The sequence below is a fragment of the Agromyces sp. C10 genome (assembly GCF_023217995.1).
Taxonomy (GTDB): domain Bacteria; phylum Actinomycetota; class Actinomycetes; order Actinomycetales; family Microbacteriaceae; genus Agromyces; species Agromyces indicus.
Map to the genome: position 1 here is coordinate 43,652 of NZ_JALPSX010000013.1, position 17,049 is coordinate 60,700.

Sequence of the window (17,049 nt, forward strand, 5' to 3'; positions counted from 1 at the left end):
GGACGTCAGTCGCCGCCCGGCTCGGGTCCGGCGGCGACCGGCCGCTCGGGCACGTTCGACCACTGGCTGAAGGAGCCCGGGTAGAGGGCGGCGTCGAGGCCCACGACGGCGAGCGCGGCGACCTGGTGCGCCGCGTTGACCCCCGATCCGCAGTACACGGCGAGCGGATGCCGCCCGTCGGCGCCGAGCGCCGCGAACCGATCCCGCAGCACCTCGGCGGGCAGGAACCGCCCGTCGGCACCGAGGTTCCCCGTCGTCGGCGCGGACACCGCGCCGGGGATGTGCCCGGCGCGCGGGTCGATCGGCTCGACCTCGCCGCGGTACCGCTCGGCCGCGCGGGCGTCGAGCAGCACCCCCGCCTCGGCGGACGCGAGCGCGTCGGCCTCGTCGAGATCGACGACGGGCATGCCGCCGAAGCGGGCCGTCGCGTCGCCCGGGTCCGGCACGACCTCGCCGGTCTCGAGCGGCAGGCCGGCCTCGCGCCACGCGGCGAGGCCTCCGTCGAGCAGGCGCACGTCGCGCCATCCGGCGTGCCGCAGCAGCCACCAGGCTCGGCCCGCCGACATGCCGCCCACGTCGTCGACCGCCACGACGAGGTCGCCGTCGCGCAGGCCCCAGCGCCGCATGGCCGCCGTGAACGCGGCCTCGCCTGGCAGCGGATGCCGCCCCTCGCCGGTCGCCGAGTGGTCGGCGAGCTCCGTGTCCAGGTCGACGTACACGGCGCCCGGGATATGCCCCGCGCGGTACGCGTCGCGCCCGTCGGGCTCGGCGAGGGTCCACCGCACGTCGAGCACGACCGTGCGGGGGTCCCCGAGCCGGGCGGCGAGGTCGGCGGCGTCGATGAGCACGTGCATGCGGCCATCCTCGCAGTCCGGGGGCTCCCGGCATCCGTTCACACGTGCCTCCGATAGAATGATGGGACTGGATCGGTCGATGCGAGGCGGGAGGGTGGATGATCCTGTCGCTCGTCCTGTTCGGGCTCGTGGCCGTCGTCACCCCGTTCGCAGCGCGGGCGCTGGGTCGCCGCATCTTCGCGGTCATCGCACTGGTGCCCGCGGGCGTCTTCGTGTGGCTGCTCTGGCACGTGCCAGTCACCGCCGAGGGAAGCGTCATCACCGAGCGCATCCCGTGGATCCAGGCGCTCGACATCTCGCTGTCGTTCCGGCTCGACCCGCTCTCGCTGCTCCTCGCGCTGATCGTCACGGGCGTCGGCGCGCTCGTGCTGCTCTACTGCACCTGGTACTTCCGCGACGACGAGCCCCACCTCGGACGGTTCGCGGCCCTGCTGCTCGGCTTCGCGGGCGTCATGCTCGGCCTCGTCACGGCCGACGACGTGTACGTGCTGTTCACGTTCTGGGAGTTCACGAGCGTGCTGTCGTACCTGCTCATCGGCCACGACTCCGCCAAGCGCGAGAGCCGTGGCGCCGCGCTGCAGGCCCTCACCGTCACCGTGTTCGGCGGCCTCACGATGTTCGTCGGCCTCGTCGTGCTCACCGTCGCGGGCGGCACGACGTCGCTCGCCGAACTCGTCGCGAACCCGGTCGGCGGCGTCGCGGGCGAGGTCGGCATCGCCCTGGTGCTCGTCGGGGCCATCTCCAAGAGCGCGCTCGTCCCCTTCCACTTCTGGCTCCCGGCCGCGATGGCCGCTCCCACGCCGGTGTCCGCCTACCTGCACGCCGCGGCGATGGTGAAGGCGGGCGTGTACCTCGTGATGCGGCTCGCGCCGGGGTACGCGGAGCTCGCCGTGTGGCATCCGCTGCTCATCGGCCTGGGCGCGTTCACGATGCTCGTCGGGGGATGGCGCGCTCTGCGGCAGACCGACCTCAAGCTGCTGCTCGCCTACGGCACGGTGAGCCAGCTCGGCTTCCTCGTGCTCGTCGCCTCGATCGGCACCCGTGACGGCCAGCTCGCCGCCGGCGCCCTGCTGCTCGCGCACGCGCTCTTCAAGGCGGCCCTGTTCCTCACGGTCGGCATCATCGACCACGCGACCGGCACGCGAGACGTGCGCGAGCTGTCGGGGCTCGGTCGCAGCATGCCCTGGATCGCGGCGATCGCCACGGTCGCCGCCGCCTCGATGGCCGGGCTGCCGCCCGTGCTCGGGTTCGTCGCGAAGGAGACGGTGTTCCACGCCCAACTCGCCTACGGCGCCGAGGGCGGCGCCTGGGCGTGGGTCGGGCTCGTCGCGGCGATCATCGGCTCGGTGCTCACCGTCGCGTACAGCGCGCGGTTCGTGATGGGCGCTTTCGGTCGCAAGCCCGGCGTGCCCGAGCCGCCGCTTCACCGCGAGTCGCCGCTCATCGCGGTCGCACCCGGCGTGCTCGCGGTGACCTCGCTCGCCGCGTCGATCGGCGTCGCCGCCATCGAGCCGCTCATCACCGCGGCATCCGTCGGCCTGCCCGGCCCGACCGAATACAAGCTGGCGCTCTGGCACGGGTTCGAACCGGCGCTGTTCATCTCGCTCGGCGTCTACGCGCTCGGTGCGCTCATGGTATGGCGCCGCGCCGTGGTCGCGCGCGCGCAGGCGGCGCTGCCGGACACATTCGAGGCCGGCCGCGGGTACCTGCGGATCGTGCGCGGGGTCGACCGGTTCGCCGCCTGGCTCACCACCTTCATCCAGTCCGGCGGGCTGCCCGGCTACCTCGCCGTGACGGTGAGCGTGCTCATCCTCGGCGTCGGCGGCGCGGCGCTGATGAACCACAGCTGGCCCTCCGACGTGCGCTTCGCCGACGAGCCCGCGCAGCCCATGGTCGGGTTCGTGATCGTCGTCGCCGCGATCGCGGTCGTGCTGGTGCGACAGCGGCTCGCCGCAGCTCTGCTGGCGGGCGTCACCGGCTTCGGGCTCGTGGTGCTGTTCGGCACCGGCGGCGCGCCCGACCTCGCGCTGACGCAAGGGCTCGTCGAGGCGATCACGATCGTGGTGTTCGTGCTGGTCCTGCGTCGCCTTCCGCGGAACATCCAGAGCCGCGCCTCGACGGTGAAGGTCCCGGTGCGCGTAGCGATCGGCGCGCTCGCCGCCGTGGTGATGGGCGTCGTCGGCGTGGTCGCGCTCGGCGCCCGCGAGCGGGCGCCGATCTCCGAGGGGCTGCCGCCGCTGTCACTGGAGGCGCACGCCAAGAACATCGTGAACGGTCTGCTCGTCGACATCCGCGCGTGGGACACCCTCGGCGAAGTGTCCGTGCTGGTCGCGGTGGCGACGGGCGTCGCGAGTCTCATCTTCGTCTCGGGGCGCACCGGCGGCGCGCCACGGCTCGACTCCCGCGCTCCGCGCGACCGTCTGCGGCCACTCCCCGAGCCCGCCGACGCGATGCGCGCACCGCGGCGACGGCTCGCCGATGTCGAGGGCGAGACGGATAGGGCGGCCGAGGCCGCAGCGACCCGGCAAACGTGGCTCCTCGCGGGCCGCACGATCTCGCCGCGCAACCGCTCGATCCTCCTCGAGGTGCTTGTGCGACTGCTCTTCCACCCCGCCATCGTCGTTTCGATCTACCTGCTGTTCGTGGGGCACAGCTCCCCCGGCGGCGGCTTCGCCGGCGGGCTGGTCGCGGGGCTCGCGCTCGTCGCGCGCTACCTCGCGGGCGGGCGCTACGAGCTCGGCGAGGCGCTGCCCGTCGACGCCGGCCGCGTGCTCGGGGCCGGCCTGCTGCTCGCCGCCGGCACCGCCGCGGCTCCGCTGCTGTTCGGGGCCACGGTGTTCCAGTCGGCATGGTTCGAGACCGAGGTACCCGTGCTCGGGCTCATCTCCGTCGGAACTTCGACCCTGTTCGACATCGGCGTCTACCTGATCGTCGTCGGGCTGGTGCTCGACATCCTTCGCACGCTCGGCGCCGAGATCGACCGGCAGATCGACGAGGCCGGTGAGGATGCGGTCCCTGCCGACCCCGCCGAGCCGGCCGACCCCACACGACCCGTTCGCGACCCCGACCTGCCCGCCGACCCCGCAGGCGCCACCGGACCCGGGAGGGCCGAGGCATGACTCCAACCCTGGTCCTCGTGATCGTCGCCGCCGTGCTGTTCGGCTGCGGCGTCGCCGTGATGCTCGAGCGCAGCCTGACCCGCGTGCTCATCGGCTTCCTGCTCGTGGGCAACGGTGTGAACCTGTTCATGTTCTCGATGGCTGGAGCGCCCGGCCTGGCACCCCTGCTCGTCGACGGCGTCGACGAGTCCGAGCTGTCCGATCCCCTCCCGCAGGCGTTCGTGCTCACCGCGATCGTGATCAACCTCGGCCTCACCGCGTTCATGCTCGCGCTCGTCTACCGCACCTGGTGGCTCGCCCAGCTCGGCTCCCAGGGCGACATCATCGGCGACGAGGAGGACGCCGAGGAGGACGCCGAGGAGACCGCCGACCTCATCCGCAGCACGGCCGACGACGACCGCGCCGTGCAGGACGTGCTCGACGCGAGCGACGAGGAGGTGCGGCGATGACGGTCGACGCCCTCGTTCCGCTCATGGTGCTGCTGCCGATGCTCGGCGCAGCGGTCGCGCTGATCCTCGGCCGGCACCGTCGGGCGCAGATGGCCGTTTCGACGAGCGTGCTGGCCGCGGTCGCGACGATCGCGGTGGTGCTGCTTGCCGAGGTCGACGCGTCCGGCACTGGCATCGCGGTCGAGGTCGGCGGATGGCCGGCGCCGTTCGGCATCGTGCTCGTGGTCGACCGACTGAGTGCGATCATGATCATCATCTCAGCGCTGATGCTCCTCGGCGTCCTTGTGTACGCCGTGGGGCAGGGCATCGCCGACCAGCATCGCGAGACCCCGGTGTCGATCTTCCACCCGTCCTACCTGATCCTGTCGGCCGGTGTCTTCAACGCGTTCGTCGCGGGCGACCTGTTCAACCTCTACGTCGGGTTCGAGATCCTGCTCTCCGCGAGCTACGTGCTGCTCACCCTGGGCGGCACGGGTGAGCGGATCCGCGCGGGCATCACCTACATCATCGTCAGCCTGATGTCGTCGCTGTTCTTCCTCAGCGCGATCGCGCTGATCTACGGCGCCACCGGCACGGCGACGATCGCCCAGCTGTCGGTGCGCATCGCCGAGCTCCCCCAGGACGTGCAGCTCATGCTGCACCTTCTGCTGCTCATCGCGTTCGGCATCAAGGCCGCGGTGTTCCCGCTGTCGTTCTGGCTGCCCGACTCGTACCCGACGGCACCCGCGCCGGTCACGGCCGTGTTCGCGGGTCTGCTCACGAAGGTCGGCGTGTACGCCATCATCCGCGCCGAGACCGTCATCTTCCCCGAGAGCGACCTGACGACGCTGTTCCTCGTAGTGGGCGGCCTCACGATGGCCGTCGGAATCCTCGGCGCGCTCACGCAGGCCGACATCAAGCGACTGCTCTCATTCACGCTCGTCAGCCACATCGGGTACATGATCTTCGGCATCGGGCTGGCGAGCGTCGCCGGGCTGGCCGCGACCATCTACTACGTCGTGCACCACATCACGGTCCAGACCACGCTGTTTCTCACCACCGGACTCATCGAGCGGTTCGGCGGCGCCACGTCGATCACGAGGCTCGGCGGCCTGCGCAACGCCTCGCCGGTGCTCGCGGTGCTGTTCTTCGTGCCGGCGATGAATCTGGGCGGCATCCCGCCGTTTTCGGGATTCCTGGGCAAGGTGGGGCTCTTCGTTTCCGGGGCCGACGCCGCGAACGGCACGGCCGTGTCGCAGACGGTGGGCGCCTCCTCCCCCGGTCCCGACTGGCTCATCTGGGTGGTCGTGGCGGTCGGCACTGCGACCTCGCTCGTAACGCTCTACGCCCTCGCGCGATTCTGGAACCTCGCGTTCTGGCGTCCGAACGACGATGTCGAGGGCTACCGATCGGCGATGATCGACTCGATGCAGGAGGCGCCGGCGGGCGCGACCCTCGTCGCCACGCGCACCACCCCGCGCCTCATGGTCGCCGCCACGACGGCCCTCGTCCTGCTGACGCTCGCGCTCACCGTTTTCGCCGGTCCGCTCTTCGACCTCGCCGACCGAGCCGCCGAGAACCTCCGCGATCCGGGCGTGTACGTCTCGCTCGTCTTCCCCGAGGTGGTCCAATGACGACAAACGTCGCCGGCGAGCGCGGCACGCACGAGCCCGACGAGTTCTCTCGGTGGGAGGCGGTGTGGCGCCAAGCGCCACTACTGCTCGGCCTCGTGGTGCTCTGGGTCTTCCTCTGGGACCACGTCGACGTGCTCACCGTCGTCACGGGCCTCGCTCTGGCGATCGCGGTCACGCGAGCGCTCTACCTTCCTCCGGTTCTGCTCAGCGGACGGTTCAACCTGTGGCGCGGGCTGCTGCTCGGCCTCCGGATGATGTTCGACGTGGTGATCGCCTCGATCCAGGTCGCGCTGAAGGCGGTCTGGCCCACATGGCAGCCGATGAACTCCATCGTCGACGTCCAGCTGCTCACGCGTTCCGACTTGGTGACCACGCTCACGGCCGAGGCGATCTCAGTCGTGCCGGGCACGGTCGTCATGGACATTGACCGGGAGCGCGGGCTGCTGTACCTGCATGCGCTTGGCACCCGTACTGCCGCGGACATCGGTCGGACGCGCGAGCGCGTCCTCGCGACCGAGGAGCGCATCGTGCTCGCGATCGGCACGCGCGCGCAGGCTCGCGCGGTGCACGAGGCGCGACGACGTCGGAAGGCGGGCGAGACCGGACGCATCAGTCCGGGCCTCGCGCGCGCGCTCGCGCCGTCGGAGACCGCGGAACGGCATCCGCTCGCCGAGCACGACGCGGCGACCGAGCTGCGCGGCGACGGCGACGGTCACGGCAGGGCGCGCAGTCGTGACGAGCCGGACCGACGCGACACGGACGACCGGAACGGAGGAACGCGATGACCGGGCTCACCGTGATCGGCCTCATCGCGGGGGCGATGTTCGGCGTCGGCGCAATCGCCGCCGTGGTCCGCATCATCCGGGGGCCGTCGATCCTCGATCGTGCGCTGGCGACCGATGTGATCCTTGCGATCGCCATGTGCGGCCTCGCCGCCGAGATGGCGATCAACCGACACACCGACACCCTCGTGGTCCTGCTCGTCCTCGCCATGTTCGCGATCGTCGGCTCGATCGCGATCGCCCGATTCGTCGCGAAGCAGGATGCCTCATGACCGGCTACGAGGTCGGCGTCGGCGGGCTCATCCTCCTGAGCGCATTCCTGTCGATGGCAGCAGGGATCGGCATCCTACGCTTCCCGGACGTGCCGACGCGGCTGCACGCCGCGACCAAGCCGCAGGTGCTCGGCCTCGCGGTCGTGCTGCTCGCGATCGTGCTCCGCGTGCCGACGTGGGGCGTCGTGTCGACGGCGGTCCTCATCATGACGTTCCAGCTGCTCACGCAGCCGATGACCGCCCACATGCTGGGACGCGCGGCCTACCGCAGCGACCACGTGCGGCGCGACCTCCTCATCGAGGACGACCTCGGTCGCGACATCGATGAGCACGAGCACGAGCTGGAGCGCCCGCACGAGTCGGACGAAGCCCGCGAGGACGGCCCGACGCGCTGACGGTCCGATCCGCCGTGACGCGCGACGGCCGCGCTGGTCGGCGCCGGCTGCGGGTCAGCCGCCGCCGCCGGCCTGCTCCGGCCGGTGCTCGGCGGCGGGCGTGTCGAGCCACGGCAGCTCCGGTCGCAGCTCCGGCGACACGATGGTCTCGTCCTGCGGACCCGTGTCGGGCACGCTCGGGTCGTTCGGCACCGACTTCAGGGCGATGTTCGGACTGCTCATCGCCGGCGGTGAGAACAGTCCGGCGATGCCCGACGCGACCGACGCCGAGATGACGCCCTCGGAACCGGCGAGGAGCACGACGCGGGGATCGCCACGGACGATCTCCTCGGCGACCGTCGGCGTGAGCGCCGACCCGACGAGCATGAGCACGCCGCCGTTCGCCGCGACGACCGGACCGGCGGCGAGGCCGTCAGGGAAGCTCAGGCCGGTCGCGACGCCGACCATGTTCGCCCCGCCCGCGGCCACGAGGTCGCGCGCCACGGCGGCCGCGGTCTCGTAGCGGTCGGAACCGCCGAGCCGGATGACCTGGGACGCGTACGCCGTCATCGAGGTGCGCACGCTCTCGGAGACCGCACCGGCCGAGCCGACGACGACGATCCGCTGCGGGTTCAGCCGATCGAGCTCGGTCTTGGTCGCGGCGGGCAGCGACGTCGAGGCCGTGAGCAGCACCGGGCCGCCCAGCTGCGCGGCAGCGGCGCCCGCGGAGAGCGCGTCGGGGAAGTCGGCGCCCGAGGCGACGTACGCCACCGGGACGCCCGGCGAGAACGCGCGCTGCGACACCTTCGCGGCCGTCGCGTAGCGGTCGGGACCCGAGTCGCGGACGGCGGTGACGCCGGCTGCCGCCGAGGCCTGCGCGACGACCGCGTCCGTCACGATCGTCGGACCGCCGACGACCACGAGCTTCGCGGGCTTGAGTCGTGCCAGCTCGTCGAGCACGTTCTGCGGAATGCTCGAGCCGGGGACGAGCAGCACCGGGCCTTCGCCGCGCGTGGCCGCGCCGGCCGCGAGCGCGTCGGGGAACGTCGCGCCGGTGGCGAGGTAGACCACCGGGACCCCGGTGTTCGGGAAGCCGCGCTGCGCGAGGGCGACCGCGGTGGCGTACCGGTCGCTCCCGCCGGCCCGGTCGGTCGTCGCATCGAGGGCCATGCCGCTGTAGCGGGTGAACAGGTTGGTGGTCATCGTGCGGACCGTCGGCTGGGGGCTGATGTTGCCGCCCATGAGACCGCCCGTGTAGTTCAGGGTCCCGGCCGAGAAGACGATCGCCGAGGACGGCGCCTGGTAGAGCGTCGACTCGTGGAGGCCGCGCTGGCCGTTGCGGGCGGTGAACGGCGACTGCGCGAGCACCGCCTGCGTGGTCCCGCTCTTCACGGTGGGCGCGGGGTACTGGGTGTGCCGCCGGTCCGCCTCGATACCGACCATCCCGGGGATGGCGGAGCCGTTCGCGAGGCCGGTGCCGCGGTACAGCCAGTGCTCCGGGGTCCGGACGATCCACGACGCGTTGGGCCCGACGAGGCCGGTACCGTCGCCGGTCGGCCACATCTGCCCGATCACCGGCTGCTCGGGTCGTGGGATGGCTCGGAAGAGCACGGTGCTCGTGGCGCCCTTCACGGGATCGAGCGAGGCGCTCTTGTAGCAGACCACGACCCGGTCGGCCGCGCCGGAGGCCGAGGGCTCGACTCGCACCTGCCAGTACATGTTGTTGCCGCCGAGGTAGGCGAGGTCGACGCCGGCGTCCCGGGCGGTCTCCGCGGCGGTGAACATCTCGCTCGTCCAGTACTCGTCGTGGCCGACGGAGACCATGCCCTGCTGCCCGTTGAGCAGGGACGGGTTGCGGTGCAGGTCGAGGTTGGTGGCGTAGGTCATGTCGAAACCGCGCGACTCGGCGTAGCGGATCATCGGCGCCTCTTCGGCCATGATCAACGAGGCGCCGGCGTTGGCGTACGGTCGGTCGAAGCTCACCTTCGCTGCCGCCGTCGACCCGGCGGCGGTCGTGGCGCCGTACGAGTTGTAGCTGTACAGGCTCTTGCCGGTGCTCCCGTTGTCGGGGAAGTTGTTGTACGCCTGGTACGTGAACGACGGCTGGACGTGCACGAGCTTGCCGGTCGCCCCGTCGTCGCGGAGCACGAACGAGGCGTAGGTCTGCTTGGTTCCGCGGGTGAACACGACGGCGTAGACGCCGCTCGTCCAGTCCTCCGTCGTCTGCACGGTGAGCAGGGTGCGCCAGTCGCACGTGACCATGCCCACCGGCATGGCGGTCGTGCACGCCGGCTGCGAGATGCCGTTGAAGGTGCCGCCCGTGACGCGACGTCCGCCGAGGCCCTGGTACCAGCCCAGTCGGTACACGTCGTACCGCACCGACCCGGCCGACGCGACGTGCACCCGGAAGTCGACCTGTTCGCCGTTGTCGATGCTGACCTTGGTCGCGTACGCCTTCACGGCGAGGTCGCGGTCGGTCGACAGCGAGTACCCCGACCACGGGATCTGCCAGGACGAGTGCCCCGCCAACCGGTTCTCGCGGACGATCCGGTTCACGGGTGGGGGCCCGGCGGCCGCGACGAGCGGGCCGGCCGCCTCGGCAGGACCGGCGTGCGCGGGGACGGGGACGGGGACCGGCGCGGCGCCGAGGGTGGCCGCGGTGATGACGATCGCGGCGAGCGATGCGAAGAAGGATTTCATGGCGATCGGGTCTCCGGTGTCGGCCCGACTCGGGCAGCCGTGCCGTCTTCGCGATGCTACGGAGGTTGTTTCACCCGGTCTTCCCCCAGAACGGGGCTCGATCCGCTCAGCCGCGACCGGTGAAGTGCGGGGGCCGCTTCTCCTGGAACGCGGCGAATCCCTCGCGGTAGTCGTCGGTGTCGCAGAGTGCCGCCTGGGCGCGGTTCTCGTCCGACATGGACGACCAGAGCCCGTGCCGGTGGTCGCGCAGGTCGGCGATGAGCCGCTTCGACGCGATGAAGGCCTGCGTGGGGCCGGATGCCGCCTCGTGGGCGGCCCGGCGCGTGGCATCCGTCACCTCATCGGCCGGGAAGACGTGCGAGAACAGGCCGGCAGCGACGGCCTCGGCGCCCGACATGAGGCGTCCGGTCACGATGAGGTCCATGGTGCGGTGCGCGCCGAGGCGCTCGTAGAACAGCGCGTGGCCGCCCGAGTCGAGCGTCGCGCCGAGGTTCTTGAACGGCGAGCCGATCTTCGCGGTGTCGGCGACGTAGACGATGTCGCTCGCGATGAGCAGCCCGAGGCCGACGCCGAGGCATGCGCCGTGGGCGACCGCGAAGGTCGGCGCGGGGAAGCGCGACATCCGCTTCAGCAGGGGTTCGACGATGCCGCCGAGGTAGCCCTGCACGTCGTCGTCGCGCGGGTCGACGCCCGCGATGTCGCGGCCGGCGCAGAACGCGCGCCCCTCGCCGCGCAGCACGAGCGCGCGGACGCCCGCGAACTCGGCCTGCTCGTACGCGTCGGAGAGGTCGCGCAGCGCCGCCTCGCCCAGCGCGTTCAGCTTCGCGGGCGCGTTCAGCACCACCTCGGCCACGCCGTCCCGGATCTCGAGCTCGATCATCGTGTCTCTCTCCTCCTCATCGAGTGCGCGGTTCCGCGACGGTCGCGCGGGTGCTGGCCTGCGCACTCGTCGCGGAATCGCGCGGTCGCGGGTGCTGCGGGTGGGGCGGGCAGCAGATGTCGCGGGGCTACCCGTCGTAGTCCACCACGACGCGGTCCGACGTGGGGTGCGACTGGCAGGTGAGCACGTAGCCGCGCTCCAGCTCGTCGGGCTCGAGCGCGTAGTTCTCGGTCATGTTCACGCTGCCGTCGACGACTCGCGCGCGGCACGTGCCGCACACGCCGCCCGCGCACGCGAACGGCACGTCGCCGCGCACCCGCAGCGCCGCGTTGAGGATGGACTCGTTCGCGCTCATCGGGCTCTCGACGGTGGACGACAGCCCGTCGAGCGTGAACTCGATCTCGACCGTCTTCTCGCCGCGCTCGACCACGACGGGACGGCCCTGCCGGGGCTCGGTGGCACGGTCGGCGTCGGTCGTGAACAGCTCGTAGCGCACCTGGCCGACGGGCACGCCGCGGGCCTCGAGGGTGTCGCGTGCGAGCTGCACGAGCTCGAACGGCCCGCACAGGAACCACTCGTCGACCGTCGCCGGCGGGATGAGCGCGTCGAGCATGCGCTCGAGCTTCTCCGCGTCGATGCGTCCGGACAGCAGCGGCGCGGTGCGCTGCTCGCGCGAGAGCACGTGGTGCAGCGCGAGCCGCGACGGGTAGCGGTCCTTCAGCTCGGCGAGCTCCTCGAGGAACATCACGTCGCGCGTCGACCGGTTCGTGTAGACGAGCGTGAACCGCGAGTCGTCCGAGCGGGCGAGCACGGTGTGGGCGAGCGCCATGAGCGGCGTGATGCCGGAGCCCGCGGCGATACCCACGACGTGCTTGCCGTCGAGCGACGCGAGCCCCGAGGTGAAGGTGCCCTGCGGGCTCATCACGTCGATGCGGTCCCCCGCGGCGAGCTCGGTGTTCGCCCACGTCGAGAAGCGGCCGCCGAGGTCGCGCTTGATCGCGACCGAGACGCTGCCGCGCACCGGCGGCCGGCAGATCGAGTACGACCGGCGCAGCTCGTGCCCGTCGAACTCGCGCCGGAGCGCCACGTACTGGCCGGGCAGGTAGGTGTAGTCGTCGGCGAGCTCGTCGGGCACCGCGAAGGTCACCTCGACCGAGTCGTCCGTGAGCGGGCGCACCTCGGCGACCTCGAGCGAGTGGAACCGGGCGCGGCGCCGCTTCGGGGCGGTGTCGCCGCCGACCGCGCTCGCGAGGAACGCGTCGGCGATCGCGGCATCCGTCTCGAGGGCGCCGGCGGCGCTGCCGGCAGGGCGGGTCGGGGCTCCGGTGGAGCCCAGGTTGATCGCGGCCATCAGAGCACCTTGAAGTAGTCGAAGGGCTCGAGGCAGTCGCGGCACTCGTAGAGCGCCTTGCACGACGTCGAGCCGAAGCGGGCGAGTTCGCGGGTGTTCAGGGAGTCGCAGCGCGGGCACTTGACCGCCATCTGCAGGCGGATCGGCCCGCCCCCGCGCACGGGCGCGTGTCCCGACGGCGCCTGGATGCCGTAGGTCCGGAGCTTCTCCTTGCCGGACTCGCTCATCCAGTCGGTGGTCCATGCGGGCGAGAGCACCAGCTTCACGTCGACGTGGTCGTAGCCCGCGTGCGTGAGCGCGAGCACGACGTCGTCGCGCATGGCGTCCATCGCGGGGCAGCCGCTGTAGGTGGGCGTGAGCTCGACGTGCACGCCGTCGTCGTCGACGGCGACCGAGCGCAGCACCCCGAGGTCCTCGATCGTGAGCACCGGCACCTCCGGGTCGGTCACCGTGGCGGCGACCTCCCACGCGGCGCGCGAGGCCGGGTCGCTCGGCACCGGGCGGGCGACGGATGCCTCGGGGGTCCCGGTCACCACGACGCTCCCGGGTGCGACCGGGCGAGCACCTGCATCTCGGCGAGCATCGGGCCGAGGTGCTCGGTGTGCCCGCCCTGGCGTCCGCGGCCGCCGACGACGAACGCGAGGCGCCCTTCGGGGCGGGTGAGCTCGGCCTCGGCGAAGACCTGGTCGATGACGGCGTCGAACGCGGGCCGCAGCGACGACGGCAGCGGCGCGACGCCCTCGGCGGCGAGGCGCTCGGCGAGTTCGTCGTCGCGGAACAGCTCGTCGACGTACGGCCAGGTCTGCTCGACGGCGCGGATCATGCGGCGGCGCGACTCGTCGGTGCCGCCGGCGAGGCGCAGAGTCCACTGCACGGCGTGGTCGCGGTGGTAGTCGACCTCCTTGGAGGCCTTGGCCGCGATCGCCGCGAGCGTGGCATCCATCGACTGCTCGAGGTGCCGGTAGAGCTCGACGAGGTAGGTCGACGCGAACAGCTGGCGCGCGATGGTGTGCGCGAAGTCGCCGTTCGGCTGCTCGAAGAGCCACGCGTTGCGGAACTCGGGCTCGTCGCGGAAGTACGCGAGGTCGTCCTCGCTGCGGCCGTCGTGCGTGCCGGCGTAGTGCAGCAGCGAGCGCGCGTGGCCGAGCAGGTCGAGGGCGATGTTGCCGAGGGCGACGTCCTCCTCGAGCTCGGGGGCGCGCGTGATCCAGTCGCCGAGGCGCTGGGCGAGCACGAGGGCGTCGTCGCCGTAGCGCAGGGCGACCTCGGCGACGTCGGCGGATGCCGCGTGGCCGGCGCTCGCCTCGGCGCCCGCGAGTTCCTCGGCGAGCGCGACGCGGTCGACGGTGACCTCGCCGTGCGGGTCGAGGTCGGTCTCGGCGCTCACAGGTGCTTCACCCCTTCGGACTTCGTGTAGTACACCGCGTGCCGGTAGTTCTTGCCGGCCGGGCTCTCGAAGAACGCGCCCTTGGCGTCGGGGTCGCTGGTGGTGACCGCGTCGGCGGGCACGACCCAGATCGACACGCCTTCGTTGCGGCGGGTGTAGAGGTCGCGCGCGTTGCGGACGGCCATGTCGGCGTCGGGTGCGTGCAGCGATCCGACGTGCACGTGGCTCAGGCCGCGGTTGGCGCGCACGAAGACCTCCCAGAGGGGCCAGGCCTCGGTGCCGGTCTCACCGGGGGTCGACATCACGCCACCGCCTTCTGCTTCGCGGCCTGCTTGCGGGCGTACTCGGCGGCCGCCTCGCGCACCCAGGCGCCCTCCTCGTGGGCCTCGCGCCGGCGGCGCAGCCGCTCGGCGTTGGCGGGGCCGCGGCCGGCGAGGACCTCGTGGAACTCGGTCCAGTCGATCTCGCTCATGTCGTAGCGCTGCTCCGCCTCGTTCCACTTCAGGTTCGGGTCGGGCAGGGTGACGCCGAGCACCTCGGCCTGCGGCACGAGCATGCCGACGAAGCGCTGGCGCAGCTCGTCGTTGGAGAAGCGCTTGATGTTCCAGGCCATGGACTGGGCGGAGTTCGGCGACTGGTCGTCGGGCGGGCCGAACATCATGAGGCTCGGCCAGTACCAGCGGTCGACCGCGTCCTGTGCCATCTCGCGCTGCTCGGGCGTGCCCTGCATGAGCTCGAGCAGGATCTCGAAGCCCTGCCGCTGGTGGAACGACTCCTCCTTGCAGATGCGGACCATGGCGCGGCCGTAGGGGCCGTAGGAGGCGCGGCACAGCGGCACCTGGTTGCAGATCGCGGCGCCGTCGACGAGCCACCCGATGGCACCCATGTCGGCCCACGTCGGCGTCGTGTAGTTGAAGATCGAGGAGTACTTGGCCTTGCCCTCGATGAGCTGCTGCATCATCTCCTCGCGGCCGATGCCGAGCGTCTGGGCCGCCGAATAGAGGTAGAGCCCGTGGCCCGCCTCGTCCTGCACCTTGGCCATGAGGATCGCCTTGCGCTTGAGGCTCGGGGCGCGGGAGATCCAGTTGGACTCGGGCTGCATGCCGATGATCTCGGAGTGGGCGTGCTGGCTGATCTGCCGGATCAGCGTCTTGCGGTACGCGTCGGGCATCCAGTCGCGCGGCTCGATGCGCGAGTCCTGGGCGATGAGCTCGTCGAAGCGGGCCTGGGCGGCCTCGTCCTCGACCACGCTCAGATCGGCGGGTGCGGTCATCGTCGACTCCAATGCTCTCGGGACCGGCGGCGGCGGGTGCCGTGGCATCCGACATTACCAACCGATCGTTCAGTTAGTATAAGCTCGTGTCCAGCGCCTCGGCAACATGACCGACGGCGATCCCCACGCACTCGACGAGGAGCAGCGCATGACGGATGTCGCGACCGAACGCCACGACGCCGGCCGGCCGGCGGGCGAGCAGGCGGATGCCGCGGCATCCGCTCGCCCGAACCGCGCCATGATGCAGCGCGACCTCGCCTCGGCGTCGCTCGGCATGGTCGTCGAGCGCGACGACCCCGGCCATGCCGTGGTGTCCATGCGCGTGCGGGAGGACATGACGAACGGCTTCGCCATCACCCACGGCGGGCTCGTCTTCACGCTGGCCGACACGGCCTTCGCGATCGCCTGCAACGAGGACCACCAGGTCACCGTGGCCGCGGGCGCCGACATCACCTTCCTGAAGTCCACGGTCGCCGGGCAGACGCTCACCGCGACCGCCGTGCGCCGCGCACGCAGCGGGCGCACGGGCCTCTACGACGTGACGGTCGTCGACGAGCAGGGCGACGCCGTCGCCGAGTTCCGCGGCCGCTCCATCACCACCAACCGCACCCTCTGACCCACCCGGGAGCCACCGTGTCGACGACGACCCTTCCGCAGACCCCCGCCGAGTCCCGCCCGACCGTGTCGGGCCTCGTGCCCGCGTCGCCCGACGAGCTCGACCCCGAGGAGCGCATGTCGCGCGCCGAGATCGAGGCGCTCCAGCTCGAGCGGCTGCAATGGACCGTGCGCCACGCGTACGAGAACGTGCCGCTGTACCGCCGCAAGTTCGACGAGCACGGCGTGCACCCCGACGACATCCGAACGCTGGCGGATGTCGCGAAGCTGCCGTTCACGACCAAGGCCGACCTGCGCGAGACCTACCCGTTCGGCATGTTCGCCGTGCCGATGGACCGCGTGGCGCGCATCCACGCGTCCTCCGGCACGACCGGCCGGCCCACGGTCGTCGGCTACACGCACGCCGACCTCGACCGCTGGGCGACGCTCGTCGCCCGCTGCCTCCGCGCGAGCGGCGTGCGGCCCGGCATGAAGGTCCACAACGCCTACGGCTACGGCCTGTTCACGGGCGGCCTCGGCGCGCACGCCGGCATCGAGAAGCTCGGCGCGACCGTGATCCCGATGTCGGGCGGCCAGACGGCGCGGCAGGTGCAGCTCATCCGCGACTTCGAGCCCGACGCCATCATGTGCACGCCGAGCTACCTGCTCACCATCGCCGACGCGATGGAGGAGGCGGGCATCGACCCGCGCTCGACGACCCTGAAGACCGCGATCCTCGGAGCCGAGCCGTGGACCAACGAGATGCGCCGCCGGATCGAGGAGCGTCTCGGCATCGACGCCGTCGACATCTACGGGCTCAGCGAGGTCATGGGCCCCGGCGTCGGCAACGAGTGCGTCGAGGCGAAGGACGGCCCCCACCTCTGGGAGGACCACTTCCTCCCCGAGATCATCGACGGCGACACGGGCGAACCGCTGCCCGACGGCGAGCGCGGCGAGCTCGTGTTCACGTCGCTGACCAAGGAGGCCTTCCCGGTCATCCGCTACCGCACGCGCGACCTCACCCGGCTGCTCCCCGGCACCGCCCGCCCGGGCATGCGCCGCATGGAGAAGATCACGGGCCGCAACGACGACATGATCATCCTGCGCGGCGTGAACCTCTTCCCGACGCAGATCGAGGAGCTCGTGCTCGGCATCGAGCACCTCACGCCGCACTTCATCCTCGAGCTCACCCGCACCGGCCACATGGACGACATGACGGTGCGGATCGAGCGCCACCCCGACCTGCCCGTCGAGGCCTGCCAGGCCGCGACGGTCGTGCTCGCGGGCCGCATCAAGGAGTTCGTCGGTTCGTCGGTGCGCGTCCAGCTCGAGGAGCCGGGTGCGCTCCCCCGCAGCGAGGGCAAGTACAAGCGCGTGTACGACCTGCGCGAGCCCCGGTGA

Annotated in this window: 16 protein-coding genes; 8 read left to right on the forward strand and 8 right to left on the reverse strand. The window is 71.7% G+C overall.

Going from position 1 to position 17,049, the window contains the following annotated elements; translation table 11 throughout:
• Positions 1-5 precede the first annotated feature (5 nt).
• Entirely contained in the window at positions 6-854 is an 849-nt protein-coding gene (locus M1L56_RS14490; protein ID WP_248599765.1) for a sulfurtransferase, read from the reverse strand.
• A 98-nt stretch (positions 855-952) separates the two neighbouring features.
• On the opposite strand from M1L56_RS14490, the gene M1L56_RS14495 reads away from it, so the two are divergent.
• The 6 genes from M1L56_RS14495 to mnhG are packed head-to-tail and all read left to right on the forward strand — an operon-like array spanning position 953 to position 7,484.
• Entirely contained in the window at positions 953-3,973 is a 3,021-nt protein-coding gene (locus M1L56_RS14495; RefSeq protein ID WP_248599766.1) for a Na+/H+ antiporter subunit A, read from the forward strand.
• Positions 3,970-4,422 carry a sodium:proton antiporter gene (locus tag M1L56_RS14500; protein ID WP_248599767.1) on the forward strand — a complete coding sequence of 151 codons (453 nt, stop codon included), beginning with the start codon at positions 3,970-3,972 and terminating at the stop codon, positions 4,420-4,422. Before M1L56_RS14495 ends, M1L56_RS14500 begins: the two co-directional genes overlap by 4 nt.
• Positions 4,419-6,035: a Na+/H+ antiporter subunit D gene (locus M1L56_RS14505; protein WP_248599768.1), complete on the forward strand. Its 1,617-nt coding sequence runs from the start codon at positions 4,419-4,421 to the stop codon at positions 6,033-6,035. Before M1L56_RS14500 ends, M1L56_RS14505 begins: the two co-directional genes overlap by 4 nt.
• Positions 6,032-6,820: a Na+/H+ antiporter subunit E gene (locus tag M1L56_RS14510; protein WP_248599769.1), complete on the forward strand. Its 789-nt coding sequence runs from the start codon at positions 6,032-6,034 to the stop codon at positions 6,818-6,820. Before M1L56_RS14505 ends, M1L56_RS14510 begins: the two co-directional genes overlap by 4 nt.
• Positions 6,817-7,089, forward strand: a complete 273-nt coding sequence (locus M1L56_RS14515; protein ID WP_248599770.1) for a monovalent cation/H+ antiporter complex subunit F — start codon at positions 6,817-6,819, stop codon at positions 7,087-7,089. Before M1L56_RS14510 ends, M1L56_RS14515 begins: the two co-directional genes overlap by 4 nt.
• Positions 7,086-7,484: a monovalent cation/H(+) antiporter subunit G gene (gene mnhG / locus M1L56_RS14520; protein WP_248599771.1), complete on the forward strand. Its 399-nt coding sequence runs from the start codon at positions 7,086-7,088 to the stop codon at positions 7,482-7,484. Before M1L56_RS14515 ends, mnhG begins: the two co-directional genes overlap by 4 nt.
• 54 nt (positions 7,485-7,538) lie before the next feature.
• Here the strand turns inward: mnhG and M1L56_RS14525 are convergent, their stop codons facing one another.
• The 7 genes from M1L56_RS14525 to paaA all read right to left on the reverse strand — a co-directional run bounded on the left by M1L56_RS14525 (position 7,539) and on the right by paaA (position 15,054).
• A complete protein-coding gene (locus tag M1L56_RS14525; RefSeq protein ID WP_248599772.1) occupies positions 7,539-10,163 on the reverse strand; it encodes a cell wall-binding repeat-containing protein in 2,625 nt (874 codons plus the stop codon).
• A 106-nt stretch (positions 10,164-10,269) separates the two neighbouring features.
• Positions 10,270-11,043 (reverse strand): enoyl-CoA hydratase/isomerase family protein, encoded by a 774-nt coding sequence (locus tag M1L56_RS14530; protein ID WP_248599773.1) that lies wholly within the window; start codon positions 11,041-11,043, stop codon positions 10,270-10,272.
• A 127-nt stretch (positions 11,044-11,170) separates the two neighbouring features.
• Positions 11,171-12,394 carry a 1,2-phenylacetyl-CoA epoxidase subunit PaaE gene (gene paaE, locus M1L56_RS14535; protein WP_248599774.1) on the reverse strand — a complete coding sequence of 408 codons (1,224 nt, stop codon included), beginning with the start codon at positions 12,392-12,394 and terminating at the stop codon, positions 11,171-11,173.
• Positions 12,394-12,891, reverse strand: a complete 498-nt coding sequence (gene paaD, locus M1L56_RS14540; RefSeq protein ID WP_067948148.1) for a 1,2-phenylacetyl-CoA epoxidase subunit PaaD — start codon at positions 12,889-12,891, stop codon at positions 12,394-12,396. The genes paaE and paaD overlap by 1 nt, the downstream gene beginning before the upstream one ends.
• A gap of 32 nt (positions 12,892-12,923) precedes the next feature.
• Entirely contained in the window at positions 12,924-13,781 is an 858-nt protein-coding gene (paaC, locus tag M1L56_RS14545; protein WP_248599775.1) for a 1,2-phenylacetyl-CoA epoxidase subunit PaaC, read from the reverse strand.
• Positions 13,778-14,083: a 1,2-phenylacetyl-CoA epoxidase subunit PaaB gene (gene paaB, locus M1L56_RS14550; protein WP_067948099.1), complete on the reverse strand. Its 306-nt coding sequence runs from the start codon at positions 14,081-14,083 to the stop codon at positions 13,778-13,780. The genes paaC and paaB overlap by 4 nt, the downstream gene beginning before the upstream one ends.
• On the reverse strand, positions 14,083-15,054 hold the full coding sequence (paaA, locus tag M1L56_RS14555) for a 1,2-phenylacetyl-CoA epoxidase subunit PaaA (RefSeq protein ID WP_067948101.1): 972 nt from the start codon (positions 15,052-15,054) through the stop codon (positions 14,083-14,085). The genes paaB and paaA overlap by 1 nt, the downstream gene beginning before the upstream one ends.
• 106 nt (positions 15,055-15,160) lie before the next feature.
• Between paaA and paaI the strand changes: the two genes are divergently transcribed.
• On the forward strand, positions 15,161-15,670 hold the full coding sequence (gene paaI / locus M1L56_RS14560) for a hydroxyphenylacetyl-CoA thioesterase PaaI (RefSeq protein WP_231878589.1): 510 nt from the start codon (positions 15,161-15,163) through the stop codon (positions 15,668-15,670).
• A gap of 116 nt (positions 15,671-15,786) precedes the next feature.
• Positions 15,787-17,049 (forward strand): phenylacetate--CoA ligase PaaK, encoded by a 1,263-nt coding sequence (paaK, locus tag M1L56_RS14565; RefSeq protein ID WP_082847121.1) that lies wholly within the window; start codon positions 15,787-15,789, stop codon positions 17,047-17,049.